This is a genomic window from Pseudoalteromonas sp. PAB 2.2, assembly GCF_001938575.1.
Classification (GTDB): domain Bacteria; phylum Pseudomonadota; class Gammaproteobacteria; order Enterobacterales; family Alteromonadaceae; genus Pseudoalteromonas; species Pseudoalteromonas lipolytica.
Map to the genome: position 1 here is coordinate 402,830 of NZ_LYPI01000008.1, position 14,567 is coordinate 417,396.

The following is a 14,567-nucleotide window of genomic DNA, read 5'->3' on the forward strand; positions in this document are numbered from 1 at the left end:
ATCATTTTAAGCTTTTCAGCTATTTGGTCATCTATTCACAAAATATAGATATATATGGCCATTCCTGGCCATATCGGAGCACAATTATTTACATTATTTTTTCTGGTCAGTCCAGAGGAAGCTACCAATCGCGGGTAAAAGCAGCACTGCACCTAACATATTCACTAAGAACATAAAGGTAAGCAGAATACCCATATCCACCTGGAACTTCAGATCAGAGAAAATCCACGTGCTCACCCCTATCGCCAAGGTGATACCTGTGAAGAGTACTGCACTGCCTCGTTCAACAAGGGCGTTACGGTAAGCGACTTCTAATGCAACGCCACGTTTTAACTGTGACATCATCGATGACAGAATGTAAATTCCGTAATCAACGCCAATCCCCACCCCTAATGCGATAACAGGTAAGGTTGATACCGTTAAGCCTATTTCTAATTGCACCATTAATGCTTGCGCAAGTGTTGATACGATATACAACGGCAGTACCACGGCTACTGTGGCTTTTACGCTCCTAAAACTCACTAAGCAAAGTAAAATAACTGCGCCATAAACATAGAGCATCATCGGTAATTGTGCAGCCGACACAGATTCATTTGTTGCAGCCATTACCCCAACAGGGCCTGAAGCTAGCTTAAATTGCACTTTATCGGTTTGCTCTTGAGCTGCAAACTCTTTTACCTTTGCGACAACATGATCAATTGTCTCTGCTTTATGGTCATTTAAGAAAATGATTACAGGCATCACTGAACAGTTACCATCTAACAAACCAGAGCTGGTCTCAACACGCGATGTCGATTGCACTAAGCTTGCGGTATTACGCGGTAAACTTTGCCATTTTAAATTACCTTCATTAAAACCAGCATTAACCGACTGAGCAACGCTACTTAAACTCACTGCTGATTGTACGCCAGCTACATTTTCCATTTGCCATTGGAAACGACCGATTCGCTCCATTACATCATGCTCTGTACACGCTGCTGGATATGCTTCAACAATCACTTTTAAAATGTCTGATGAAATCGTGTACTTATCTGAAATCAAGAAGGTGTCTTGATTATATCGCGCATCTTGATGCAGTGAAGGTGCGCCGGCATGCAAGTCACCAATACGCATTTTATCTGCCTGCCAGTAACCGACTGCAAAGAGGAGTGCCGTTAAAACAATGATGACTGCTGCGGTCTTACGTTCAGTTGTCTTAACCAAAATTTCACGCAAGGTATCCAGCATGTTTGGTGTGTCTGTGTGGTTACCAGATTGGATACGCACCGAACCTTCAAAGTTCATGTAAGACGCCCAAACAGGCAGAAGGATCAAGTTAGTGAATATAATCACCGCCACACCCAAACTCGCTGTAATCGCTAACTCTCGGATAATACCGATATCAATGGTTAATAATGTTAGGAAGCCAATCGTATCAGATAACAACGCTATACCACCGGGAATTAACAAGGCCCTAAAACTTGCCTGACAACACACGCGTGTATTGCTGCCGGTGCACACTTTTTTACCAATGTCGTTGATCATTTGCACGCCATGGCTTACACCAATAGCAAACACCAAAAATGGCACTAGGATTGACATTGGATCAAGTCCAAAGCCAAGACTTGACAGTAAACCAAGCTGCCAGATGACCGCTATAATTGAGCAAGCAATCGGCAAAATTGTTAGTTTTAAACTGTGGCAGAATAACCACACCATGATAAATGTAAATGCGATAGCAATAGCGAAAAACAGCACCACGCCTTTCGCACCTTCTGCAACATCACCCGCCATTTTCGCAAAGCCAATAATATGAATACTGACTTTGTCTGTACTGAGCGGTTCGCGTACTTGTGTTTCTAATTTTTCAGCAAATGCGAGGGTATCGAGTTTTTCTTGCGTTTGGGGATCAAATTCAAGTAGCTGTGCTGTCACCATCGCACATGAATAATCACTCGCAATCATGCGCCCCACAACTTTTGCTTTTTCAATATTCTCTTTTACAACTGCTAAACCTTGTTTATCAGCAGTAAAGTTGGCTGGAATAATTGGGCCACCGGCAAAGCCGTCTTCGACAACTTCTACAAAACGTGCACTGGGAGCAAAAATTGAGTTTACTAGCGGACGGTTTACCCCTGGAATAAAGTAAAGTTGGTCATGAACAGCTTTTAACTGCGTAAAAAACTCCTCATTAAATATATCGCCCTCAGCATCACACACTGAAATTAAAATGCTGTTTGCACCACCAAACTGCTTTTCATGTTTGGTATACACTTTCATGTATTCGTGGTTTAGTGGAATATTCTTATTAAACGACGCATCGAGTTGAATTTGTGTTGCTTTAAACAATAAAAAACAGGTGATTACTGCAAACGAAATAATCGCAAATAGACGATGACGAAACACCGCCTTTTCTAAAAAATCTAAAAAGCCACGCATTACTGATTCAACTCCTTCACTTTAATGCCATCTTCAGAAGCCATAACCAGTTTATTCTGAAATACAACGCCATCGAGTAATGATTTACCATCAGCCATTTGCTCTTCTGTTAGCTCACCATCTTTGATATGAAAAATAACCCCACTGTTTGCGAATAATAGCCATTCATTTTTGTAATTAATTGCGCTATTAACGGTAGCGTGATTATCAGAGTCAACTTGTAGCCACTCTTGAGATTGCGCTTGGCGTGTAAAAATATTTCCCCGTAGACCTGCAACAAGATCTTCGCCACCGCTTTGTGCAGTTGACGCAAACGTAAAGAAAGAACCCATATATATTTCTTCTAAACGCTGCCATGTTTGACCATTGTCTAGGCTTTGCGCCATTAAACCCATTTCACCCACGAGCATTAGACGGTCTGCAACGTTAACAATACGGTTAAAATGTGGCAGGATTGATGCTGTTTCAGCTTCGTATCCTTCAGGATCATTGTTTTTAAGATCGTTTAAATAATCACGGTCATCCTCAAATAATAAGCTGTCTAAAAACCGTTTATTCCAGTTTTTTCCGCCATCATTCGTTTCAAAAAACATCCCATAAGCACCCACTGCGTAGCCATGCTGCGCTGAGGTAAATAAAATGTCTAAGCACGGCTTATCCATATGGGGCAATGCCTGTTGCAATTGCCATGTTTTACCAGCATCCGTCGTATTAATAATGGTTGCATCATGGCCACATGCCCATCCTAAATCCGTGTCATAAAAGTTAACTGCCGTTAATAACACTTGTGTAGGTACACTCGCCTGTTGCCATTGCTGTGCATCTGAGCTGGTAATGACAACACCATGTTTACCAACTGCGATCAGTTGATTGCCTGATATCTCAATATCAGTGAGAAGGGTTTTGTCTGCGTTAACAGCAGAAATTGCCTGCTGAGGCTGTGGCATGTCTTGAGCAAAACATGAAGCACTATAAGCAAGACAAGCATAAAGCAAATACTTCATAAAGATAAATCGCCTTCGATAGAATAAAAAAGCAAGCCAACAACATAATCGTGATTACACCTTTCATACGTTGACTTGCCTACATTGCAAGAGGCACCTGTTTTCAGGTGCCTAGTGTGTAGATTAACGACCTTCGCGGCGTAATGCGCTAGAGGTAAACTCATTGTCGTTTAATGTTTTTGAGAAGTCATACATTTTTTCTTGGTTATCTAAACCAATCGCTAAATAACGACGTGAATTTAAGTCGTGGTATACATCTAGCGTACTCCAATGCGTAGGTACTTCGTAGTAGTTCAAGCCATGCGACATTGCAACACGATACATTTGATCGCGATTATCATAAATATCGGCTACATGAACTTGCCAGCTATCCTCGTCAATATAAAACACACGCTTTTTATAAATATGACGCGTGCCTTCTTTAAGGTTCGCTTCTACAACCCATACTCTGTGCTTTTCATAGCGCACATGCTCAGGGTTAATATGACCCGCTTGTAAAATATCATCGTAGGTTAACTTGTCGCTATGAAGCTTATAACTATTGTACGGAATATAAAGCTCTTGCTTCCCTTTTAATGTCCAGTTATAGCGATTTGGTGAACCATTAAACATATCAAAATCATCGGTTGTACGTAAGCTATCTGCTGCAGTACCCGGTGCATCATAGGCTACGTTTGGCGCACGACGAACACGACGTTGACCTGAGTTGTATGTCCATGCTTGACGTGGCGTTAAGATTTGGTCCATTGTTTCATGAACAAGCAATGCGGTACCAGCAAGACGAGCAGGTTCTGTTACCTTTTGCTTAAACTTAAATAGAATATTTGATTCTTGAAGTTGTTCAGGTGTCGATTTTGGATTTGAGTATTCAACTAACAACTGTTCATCAAAACCTACATAATTATACGAGCCTGATGCCGTCGGTGCTGCTTGTCCAGCATAACGCTCTACGGCTAAACCACGAAAACGTAATAGGTGATTCCAAATGGCTTCTAAGCCGTCTTTAGGAATTGGGAATGGCACGCCTACTGCCGTGTTCTTAATACCATTACCGCCTTCAACTAACTCAGCCGTAGTCGCGTATTTTTTAGTAGCATCGTATACAAACTGAGGATACGAAGCACTGCGACGGGTTGGATAAATGTTCATTTTAAATGTGTCAGGGTATGTATCGAATAACTCAATTTGACCAGGACTCAAGAGATCTTTGTATTTATCGACGTTCGACTTATCGATTGTGAATAATACCTTGTCATCTGCAAACGGATCAGGGTGATGCATACCCGGTTTGTAATCTGCAGGAGGCGTTGTAATACCGCCTGTCCATTCAGGGATAGATCCATCTTTGTTTGCCGATTTTTCTGCACCAATGGGTGTTAAATCTTTACCTAAACGTGCCGCTTCATCAGCGGTAATTTTTGCAAGCACACTGCTGCTTGCAAAAACGCTACAAAACGCTGCAGCAATGAGGGTAGGTTTTCTAATAATCATAATTTACCCTTAAATTGAATATTTAATATTGAAAGAAACATAATCGCGGTCAGAGAAAGTATTCGTCGCACCACCACCCCAGAAAGAGTTGTAGCTAAAGTCGAATGACCACGCATTTTGATAGTTAAAGTTCATTGTCACGCCCAGTGACTTACGATCTTCAACAAACAGGAACATCGGATCAGGTGTAATACCATTCACGTCGTGTGAGAACACGAAACGTGGTGAGAAATTCACCCCGTTAAAGACATTAAAGTAATCACCTTTTGCGATTAAGCGATAACCCCACGCAGACGCAGTTGGGAATGGGTTTGTCTCAGGGCCGTTTGAAATACCGAGGTGGAGTGTCGAATAATCATCACCTAATGGGCCTTGCATAATACCGCTTCGACCCGTACCCGCAACATTCAAGCGTAACTCATCGTATTCCGGCATATCATTAATACGAACACCACCGATTTCACCCACAACAGCCCAACTATCAGCACCAAGAGATGGGCCAAATAAATGGGTAGCAGTAAACTGAAGCTGAGCTGTATTACGAAGAATATAGCCTTGTGCAACTTCACCAGGACCAACGACACTGGTCGCATCGCCTAAGCTCATTTGCGAAATACCTGCAAAATCAGGACGAATACCCGCAACAGCTAATTGCTCAGGCATACCAGCGTATAATAATTCAACATCATCTATTTGCAGTGGCTCATCTTGACGGAAGGCAAATTCGCCCGCAAGTGCGGTCTCACCCACGGTTGTATTAAAGCTTAAACCGTACAGCTTAATATCTTCAGGGTACTCTAATTGCCCTTTAGTGAATGCTTGAAGACTTGTAACATTATCTTCTGTTATTTCAGAAGTTAATAGCATACCAATATCAGCAGCCAATGCTTGCGATGTAAAATTAGATACTTGACCAGAAATAACAGGTCGGCGGCTGTGATAGTTAATGTGGTAAAGGGCGACTTCTGTATCGTTTAGTTCAGGTAAGTACATACCTAAACGTAAACCGTATTGTCCACCATCATCAGGTTCATTTTTACCCGCATCCCCCTTGCCTTTTAAAGCAACTTTGGTCGGAAATGCCAGGTACATTTGCGCCATCATTGCTTGCCCTTGCGGCGATTCAGGATCGATACCTTGTGAGCGCACAATATCATCTAAACTATTTAAGCTGTCTGTTAAGAAAGCTAAATCGATATCAGGGTTTGATGTGAAACCAAGCTGGATATTTTGTTGGTAACCATTTTCAGACGCGAAATCATTCGTTGAAAAATAAGTACCTGCAGCAGGAAGGCGCGTTTCGTGCCATTCATACTGATAAAAACCTTCAAGGGTAATATTATCGGTAATACCTAATGAAGCCCATAGCATACCAACGGGTATGAATGCTTCTTTTAACTCCGCACCTGGCGCTTTCAAACGGTCAATATCAACCGGGTTTACGTTGATACCGTGAGAAATTAAGGTACTTTCACCCCAGTTAACGACCTGCTGACCTAAGCGAATAGATAGCGGGTTTCGACCTTCGTTAAGGTCAAAGTTCGCCCAGACGTACGCGTCAAGTAAGCGTAAATCGGCACATACTTGCTCTTTGGTGTCGTCATCATCACAGGGGTCAACTTTCTTACCTGATGTTGGGTTACTATATGCAAAGTCACCATCCATCAACGCGAAATCATAAAAGTACATGAAACGGGTAAAAAGACCGTAATTATCTTTACTAATCGATAACTCATGGTTGCCTTTTAACAGCTTTGAAAAAGAATCACCACTGTCGAAGTTAAGGTTACCAGCATCGCCATTATTTGAATAAGCGCCTGGCTGGTTCCATACATCAGAAGAAGAGTAAATAGGATTTAAAGCAGGATGATAGCCCGACCAATCAAATGATGGGTTATTACTTTTACCTATAATTGCAAAGTCACGGTCTTCGACTCGAATACTCTGCCCATATGAAAAGCTAGAGTCAAAACGTACGTCAAAATCACCTAATTGAAAAGTGGCCGCGTGCAAAGCTGTGCTTGAGAGTCCCAGAGTCGCCGCCGCGAATCCCAAAGCTATTTTGTTTTTAACAAAAAGCGATCTTTTTATCATTGTGTTCATCCCCCTGTAACGGGTTGTTTTGTGATCAAATTGTTGTTTTTAGAATCTTTCTAACGATAGAAGCGAAATAGTAAAAATACAATATAGAACGCGTTCAATCGGTTAATATTTATTTAAAAATGTGACGTTTACGTATTGGTAAGACGTCATACCAGATAATTTATACACGTAAATTAACAATAGAACAAATTGAATTAACAAAAATATAATAAGATTATTTTATAGGAGGGAGAAAAATGTGGCTAATTTTTGGGTAAATTAGCACACTTTGTCGTATGACAGCTTTAAGGCTATTTGGCGTTTTAACTCACTTTTTCAAGCTTTAAAAACTGATTATCAGCGCCCAGCGTGAGCCTAAAACGCCCTCTTATCCCTAATGATGAAATAAAAGGACGTAAATGCTTGGCAGCAAAACGAATTGTTTTGCCACCATCTTCTGTTACCTGTACTGAAGTATATTTACCATGATAGTAATCAAGGCATTCTGCATAACTTAAATACAAAGAAAAAAAGTATTCAGTCATTAACCTACTAACGCTTTCTCAACTTTTTCAAATAAATCATCACTTAGGTTCTCTAATGATGCCAAACGTTGCAATTGTGCTTTGATTGCCTGCGAACGGTCGTGATCATAACGTTTCCATGCCATAAATGGTGTTAACATACGTGATGCATTTTGCGGGTTAATATCATTGAGCTTAATAAGCAAATCACCCAATAATTGATACCCTTTGCCGTCTGCACGATGAAATTGTGTAGTATTAAAATGACTAAAGCTGCCGACCAATGCTCTGACACGGTTTGGATTACCAAAATCAAAACTTGGGTGATCATACAACTGCTTAATGTCTTCAATGCAGGTTGCTGACTCTTTCATTGCCTGCAATGCAAACCATTTGTCCATTACAAGTACATCATGTCGCCATTTAGCATCAAATTCATTGAGCAAATTATCACAGCGAGGGTGATTCGCTTTTACAACCGCACTTAGCGCAGCTAACACATTTGTCATGTTAGAGCTGGCTACGGCTTCGTCAATAAAGTTATTCACGTCTTGCTGTTCAGTTTTTGCTAAATAGTGCAAACAGACCTGTTTAAGTGCCCTAACGGCAACAGCCTCGGCAGATGTTGTGCCATCATCGTGTAATGCCTTATAACACGCAATCAATGAGTCCGATAAGTCAGTCGCAATGTGTAGTTCAAATGCATTCATTACTGAAACAATGTCATCAACGGGGATCACTGCATATTCAGCCGCAATCGTGTCATAGCTTGGTAATTTTAATAGCTCTGCAATCAGTGCCAAATCCCCTGCTCGTTCTGTAATTAATACGTTAAGAGCAGAAATGATGTCAGGAGATAAGCATGCATTACCCGATGATATTGCGGCTTTAATTTCGTTGGTAAATAATCGTTGCTGTGCATCCCATCGCGAAAAATCACTTCGTGCAAAACGCATAATATGGAGCAAATCAGCGGTGCTGCTAGTTTGGTTAACAATACAAGGAGCAGAAAAATCTTCCAGAAGCACTGCAACAGGCGGCTCTATAACATTTTCAAACACAAAGGTATGTTGTTTTTCAGTTATATTAAGCACAGAATCTTGCATCTGATTATTAATCGTTAACGGCACTGATTGACCAGCAGGGTCAAGTAGTTCAATCGCAAACGGAATATGTAACAACGCATTATTAGGTTGATTATCTGGCGCAAATTGCTCAATAGTCAGTGTAAAGGTTTGATTAACATGGTCAAAATATTGATCTACTTTTAATCTTGGAGTACCCGCTTGATTGTACCAACGCTTAAACTGCTGCAAGTCAATTTCAGAAGCATCACTCATGGCTGCAACAAAGTCATCACAGGTAACGGCTTGACCATCGTGGCGTTGGAAGTAAAGCGCCATACCTTGCTGAAACTTTTCTTCGCCTAATATCGTGTGCATCATACGAATAACTTCTGCGCCCTTGTCATACACTGTCACAGTGTAAAAGTTATTCATTTCAATAACTTTTTCTGGGCGAATTGGGTGCGCCATAGGCCCTGCATCTTCGCTAAACTGATGAGTTCGCATTACTTTTACAGCATCAATACGGTTTAGGGCACGAGATCCCAAATCACTACTAAACTCTTGGTCTCTAAATACGGTTAAACCTTCTTTCAAAGACAACTGAAACCAGTCTCGACAAGTAACGCGATTGCCCGTCCAGTTATGAAAATATTCATGCCCAACAATAGACTCAATCGTGTGGTAATCTTTATCGGTGGCGGTTTCTTGATTCGCTAACACACATTTAGAGTTGAAGATGTTTAATCCTTTATTTTCCATCGCCCCCATATTGAAGAAATCGACGGCAACAATCATGTATATATCTAAGTCGTATTCAAGATTGAAACGTTCTTCATCCCACTGCATTGATTTTTTTAACGATGTCATTGCATGCGGGGTTTTTGGTAAATTACCTTTATCAACAAATAAGGCCAACTCAACATTACGGCCTGATTTCGTTGTGTACTGGTCACGTAACACATCAAAATCACCTGCAACTAATGCAAACAAGTAACTTGGTTTTTTAAATGGATCCTGCCATTTGACAAAGTGGCGACCATCATCGAGTGTGCCTGCATCAATCTGATTACCGTTAGACAATAAATGCGTGTATTTTTGCTCAGCAATGATCGTAACATCAAAACTTGCCAATACATCTGGGCGGTCCAAGTAATAAGTGATTTTTCTAAAACCTTCAGCTTCACATTGCGTGCAATACGCGCCCCCTGATAAATACAGGCCTTCGAGGGAAGTGTTTGTTTGAGGATCGATATGGTTGACAATTTTTAAAATAAAATTAGCAGGTAAATTGTGGATGATGAGTGCCTCATCCTCAAGCGTATAGTCACTGTACTCTTGCTCATCTACATGCAGTGAGATTAGTGTTAAATCAACACCATCAAGCACTAAATCAGCCCCCGTTTCGTCCACACGGTTAATCGTCATTGTTGAGTGTACGACGGTTTTTAAGGGCGCTAATTCAAAGCGTAAATCGATATGTTGTATTGAAAAATGAGGGGCTTGGTAATCTTTTAAATATTGAGCTTGAGGTTTACTCGTTGCAGACATCATTGACTCCAAATGGCCCTGTTTAACAGGGCCTAACATGAATTATTCAGCGCTGGTTTGTTTAACGTGTTTTGGTTCGATACGTAAAATTTTAATACCTAAATATGCGTAAACAACAGCGAGTACTGGATTAATTAAATTAAAGAAAGCGTAAAGTGCATAATCAAATGGGTTAATTAATAAAACGCTTTGCATATATGCACCACACGTATTCCATGGGATCAGCGGGCTTGTAATGGTACCACCGTCTTCTAAAGTACGTGATAAATTCACCGGTTTTAAACCGCGTTTTTCATATTCATCTTTAAACATACGTCCTGGTACAACAATAGCAATGTATTGATCTGCCGCCACTGCATTGGTACCGATACAAGTCGCAATTGTCGCTGTTATAAGTGAGCCGGTGCTTTTCGCTATTTTCAATATGCTTTTTACAAACATATCTAGCAAGCCAGTTTTCTCCATAATGGCGCCAAACATCAATGCGGTCATAATTAGCCAAGTTGTGTTTAACATTCCGGCCATACCGCCGCCACTGAGCAATGAATCCATTTTTTCGTCGCCCGTATCGATGCTAAAGCCATCAAAAAATGTTGTCCACACTAGCTTGAAATAGCCAATTAACTGCCCTTGTGATGTATCGATTTGACTATTAATTAAATCTGATTGAAACAACATAGCCCAAATAGCGCCCAGTACAGCACCAATTGAAATAGCTGGAAATGCCGGCATTTTTCTTATTGCAAGAATAAGCAACACGACTAATGGCACGAGCATTTCAAGCCCGATATTAAAGTTGCTTTCTAACAGGTTAATGATTTCATCAATTCGGCCTGCTTCTGCTGAACCACCTGCATTAAAGCCCATAAAAATAAAAATAATTAAGGCAATGATAAAGCTAGGCACCGTGGTCCAAAGCATATGATGAATATGCTCAAACAGATCGGCTCCGGCAACCGCAGGGGCTAAATTTGTTGTTTCCGACAGTGGGCTTAACTTATCACCAAAATAGGCGCCTGAAATAACAGCACCGGCAGTCACCACCTGCTCAAGTCCTAACCCCGTTGCAACACCTAATAATGCCACACCGATGGTAGCAGCTGTCGTCCATGAGCTACCAATACTCATCGCAACAATGCCACAAATTAAACAACTAGCCGCATAGAACCAACTTGGATTGATAATTTGTAAACCATAGTAAATTAAGGTGGGTACTGTTCCAGATAGCAGCCATGTGCCAATCAATGCGCCTACCATTAACAGTATAATAATGGCACCTAATGATAAGGTGATCCCTTCAATCATCGCTTGTTCAAGCTTTTTCCAGGTATAGCCGTTTTTTAGACCGATTAAGGCAGCAGTAAAAGTAGCAAAGAGTAAGGCTATTTGATTTGGCCCCGATGATGAGTTATCACCGAATAAATAAACAGCTGCACCCAATAGGCACACGAGAACAGTAATGGGGATCAAGGCATCTAAAAAACTGGCCTGTTTGATCGGCTTCTCTTCAATTGAATTCAAAAGATAGTCTCCTACACGTCTTATGTGGCGTGTTTAATTATTATTGTTTGATTGTCTAAAGAACGCCTTGGATTAATGTTTATTAATTAGACCACGAACATTTTAGACAGCCAGATTGATCAATTATAACAAGATGCCCCGTTTTGGGCAGTAAAAAAGGCGCCTAAGCGCCTTTTTATTAACCAATTATAGGTATTTATTTTTTCGCGAGCCGACCATACTTAATATAGTCTTGCGTAATTAACGCGGCTTCTTCTAAGAAAGGGTCGAGATCATCAAGCGTATCAGGTAAATCATCTAAGCTTTCCACTGGTTTGTGACCTAATCGAACTAATCGTTCATTAGCACGCTCAAGCGCACGCTCTTCGCCTTCGTCTTTCTCTTTAATACGTGTTGCTTCAACAAGTGAAATTGTTTTTCGATCTTTCTCTTCTTGATAACGTTTAATGTCATCGAACACATAACCAAATTCAGGCTCATTGGCAATGCGCGCATCATGTAATTTATTGACATAAGCAATCGCAGGCTTCAAATCGTCAACTGAATTATATTTAGCGCGAATGATGCTGTCCCAAGGTAATGCATTGTCTTGCTGACTTTCGCCCCAGTCTGCTGGGTCAATCGCTGAGGGGAATGACACATCGGGGATCACCCCTTTATGCTGCGTGCTTCCGCCATTAATACGATAAAATTTTGCAATTGTGTATTGTACGCTGCCAAGTGGGTGATCATATAAATCATACGCACGGCCCAGCGGTTTGTGCTGTTGTACTGTACCTTTACCAAACGTTTGCTCACCAATCACAATAGCACGACCATAGTCTTGCATCGCTGCTGCAAATATTTCAGAGGCTGATGCACTGTAACGGTCAACTAAAACGGTTAATGGGCCATCATAAAAAGTGACACCATCGCGGTCTTTTTGCTCTTCGATACGGTTGTTTAACGTATGAATTTGTACGACTGGACCTTGATCAATAAACAGGCCTGACAATTGCGTCGCTTCATACAATGAACCGCCGCCGTTTTGGCGTAAATCGATTATGATGCCATCTACTTTCGCTTCTTTTAATTTCGCAATTTCGACTTTTACGTCTTGCGATAAATTATTGTAGAAACCTGGGATTTCTATCACACCGATTTTACTTGTTAAATCTGAGTATTTCGCTTCAAATACTTCTGATTTAGCAGCACGGTCTTCTAAACGAATTTTATCACGGGTTATTTCAACAACTTTCGGAGTACCATGAGCATCCGCCCCTTTTAGATACTGTAAGCGAACTTTAGTACCTTTAGGGCCTTTGATTAAATCAACCACGTCATCAAGACGCCAGCCAATAACATCAACAAAGTCTTCGCCCTCTTGAGCAACACCTATAATGCGGTCATCTGCTTTAATTTGTTCAGATTTGTCAGCGGGACCACCCGGAACTAGGCTTCGGATCACGGTATAATCTTCATCATAACTTAATACTGCGCCAATTCCTTCAAGTTCAAGGTCCATGTCCATTTTGAACTGTTCAGCACGGCGGGGTGATAAGTAAGATGTGTGTGCTTCAATACTACGTGCAAACGAATTCATTACAATTTGAAATGCATCTTCACTGTTTGTCTGCACTAAGCGTTTTTGCGCATTGTGGTAACGCTTGGTTAAGACCTCTTTTATGCCTTGCCAATCTTTACCGGTCATTTTTAAACGCAACGCATCGTATTTAACGCGCTGACGCCACAATTCATCAAGCTCAGCTTGAGTCGTTGCCCACTTAGCGTCTTCGCGGTCAAACATATATTCATCTGCTTTATCGAACTTCATTTCATTTTCAAGTAACGATAAAGAATAATCATAACGCTCAAAACGACGCTTTAAGCTCAGATTAAAAATATCAAAGGCAAACCCAAGTTTCCCTGAAGAGAGCGCATTATCGAACTGGTCTTTATATTGTTCGAAAGAAGCAATATCAGACGCTAAAAACACACTTTTATTAAAATCGAGGGATTCGATATAACGATCAAATATCTGTTCAGATAATTCATCGTTAAAGCGAATGGGTTTGTAGTGTGCACGAGTAAATAAGTTTGTCACCCGTTTGCTTGCTGTACTATGTTGGCTTTCTTGCTTGAGTACTGGTAAATCTTCTGCAGTTAAATTATCTGTAGAAGCCAATAATGAACCTGAAAACAGGGCAGCGACTAACGGAATGAGCGTAAACTTTTTACTCATACACAACTCCTTTATTTTTTACAGCTATTAAATGATATACAGGCTGTCTGCTTTGGTCTTAACTTGCATTCCTGTTACTAACTCAACGTGAACTTCATCTTTATTCACTTCAGTAATAACTGCGTTTACAAGTGCTTGGCCAAGTTTAACTTTAACCTTGCTATTAACCTTGACCTCTGAGGCAGGTAATGGTTCAACTTTTCCTGAACGTTTTGCAGGAGCAGCTTTAGCTGGTTTAGTGTTAACTCTAGCGCCTTTATCGCCTGTTTTGGCGTGCGAACCCGCATTCTTTTTGTAAGATTTTGTGTCTGCATCTTTACGTGGTGGACGCTGGGTTTTTTTGCGTTTAGCCATTTTTGCGCGGCTTTCTTCTAACGCTTTTTGAGCGTGCTCAATGTGCTCTTGTTCCACTTTTTCATCTTGATTACCATCAAGGTCAATACGGAACTCAGACTTTGTCACGGCTTCTAAATAGCGCCAGTTTGAGGTGTACTTTCTTAACGCTTGACGAACCTGAGTTTTACTTACTTTCTCAGAGCCTTCAATGCGCTCAGCGATATCTTTAAAGATACCCACTTTAAGCGGCTGAATGCCGTCTTTTTGTTTAAAACATTGTGGAAATTCTTGGTATAAGAAATCCAATACTTCATTAATATCTTTTAGCTTGTTTGTGGTTTCCATGTTAGAACCT

9 protein-coding genes are annotated in these 14,567 nt (G+C 40.9%); all 9 read right to left on the reverse strand.

Annotation, left to right across the window (positions count from 1 at the left end):
- Positions 1–93 precede the first annotated feature (93 nt).
- Positions 94–2,418, reverse strand: coding sequence for an RND family transporter (locus tag BWD47_RS05860; protein ID WP_075593620.1), 2,325 nt, complete (start codon positions 2,416–2,418; stop codon positions 94–96).
- Positions 2,418–3,422, reverse strand: coding sequence for a YCF48-related protein (locus BWD47_RS05865; RefSeq protein ID WP_075593621.1), 1,005 nt, complete (start codon positions 3,420–3,422; stop codon positions 2,418–2,420). The genes BWD47_RS05860 and BWD47_RS05865 overlap by 1 nt, the downstream gene beginning before the upstream one ends.
- 123 nt (positions 3,423–3,545) lie before the next feature.
- Positions 3,546–4,910, reverse strand: a complete 1,365-nt coding sequence (locus BWD47_RS05870; RefSeq protein ID WP_075593683.1) for a DUF1329 domain-containing protein — start codon at positions 4,908–4,910, stop codon at positions 3,546–3,548.
- Positions 4,911–4,922: 12 nt separating this feature from the next.
- Positions 4,923–7,007 (reverse strand): DUF1302 domain-containing protein, encoded by a 2,085-nt coding sequence (locus BWD47_RS05875; RefSeq protein ID WP_075593622.1) that lies wholly within the window; start codon positions 7,005–7,007, stop codon positions 4,923–4,925.
- 311 nt (positions 7,008–7,318) lie between these two features.
- Complete coding sequence (locus BWD47_RS05880) at positions 7,319–7,540, reverse strand: DUF2835 family protein (protein WP_036968698.1); 222 nt, start codon at positions 7,538–7,540, stop codon at positions 7,319–7,321.
- Positions 7,540–10,134, reverse strand: a complete 2,595-nt coding sequence (gene pepN / locus BWD47_RS05885; protein WP_074988370.1) for an aminopeptidase N — start codon at positions 10,132–10,134, stop codon at positions 7,540–7,542. The genes BWD47_RS05880 and pepN overlap by 1 nt, the downstream gene beginning before the upstream one ends.
- A gap of 42 nt (positions 10,135–10,176) precedes the next feature.
- Entirely contained in the window at positions 10,177–11,655 is a 1,479-nt protein-coding gene (gene nhaC, locus BWD47_RS05890; protein WP_065979868.1) for a Na+/H+ antiporter NhaC, read from the reverse strand.
- Positions 11,656–11,851: 196 nt separating this feature from the next.
- A complete protein-coding gene (gene prc, locus BWD47_RS05895) occupies positions 11,852–13,876 on the reverse strand; it encodes a carboxy terminal-processing peptidase (RefSeq protein WP_036968705.1) in 2,025 nt (674 codons plus the stop codon).
- 27 nt (positions 13,877–13,903) lie between these two features.
- Positions 13,904–14,557: an RNA chaperone ProQ gene (gene proQ, locus BWD47_RS05900; protein WP_075593623.1), complete on the reverse strand. Its 654-nt coding sequence runs from the start codon at positions 14,555–14,557 to the stop codon at positions 13,904–13,906.
- Positions 14,558–14,567: the final 10 nt, after the last annotated feature.

Bases quoted from the DNA above. Each gene is read 5' to 3' on its own strand.
- prc (WP_036968705.1), bottom strand. From the start codon at position 13,876: ATGAGTAAAAAGTTTACGCTCATTCCGTTAGTCGCTGCCCTGTTTTCA.
- BWD47_RS05860 (WP_075593620.1), bottom strand. From the start codon at position 2,418: ATGCGTGGCTTTTTAGATTTTTTAGAAAAGGCGGTGTTTCGTCATCGT.
- proQ (WP_075593623.1), bottom strand. From the start codon at position 14,557: ATGGAAACCACAAACAAGCTAAAAGATATTAATGAAGTATTGGATTTC.
- pepN (WP_074988370.1), bottom strand. From the start codon at position 10,134: ATGTCTGCAACGAGTAAACCTCAAGCTCAATATTTAAAAGATTACCAA.
- BWD47_RS05880 (WP_036968698.1), bottom strand. From the start codon at position 7,540: ATGACTGAATACTTTTTTTCTTTGTATTTAAGTTATGCAGAATGCCTT.
- BWD47_RS05875 (WP_075593622.1), bottom strand. From the start codon at position 7,007: ATGATAAAAAGATCGCTTTTTGTTAAAAACAAAATAGCTTTGGGATTC.
- BWD47_RS05865 (WP_075593621.1), bottom strand. From the start codon at position 3,422: ATGAAGTATTTGCTTTATGCTTGTCTTGCTTATAGTGCTTCATGTTTT.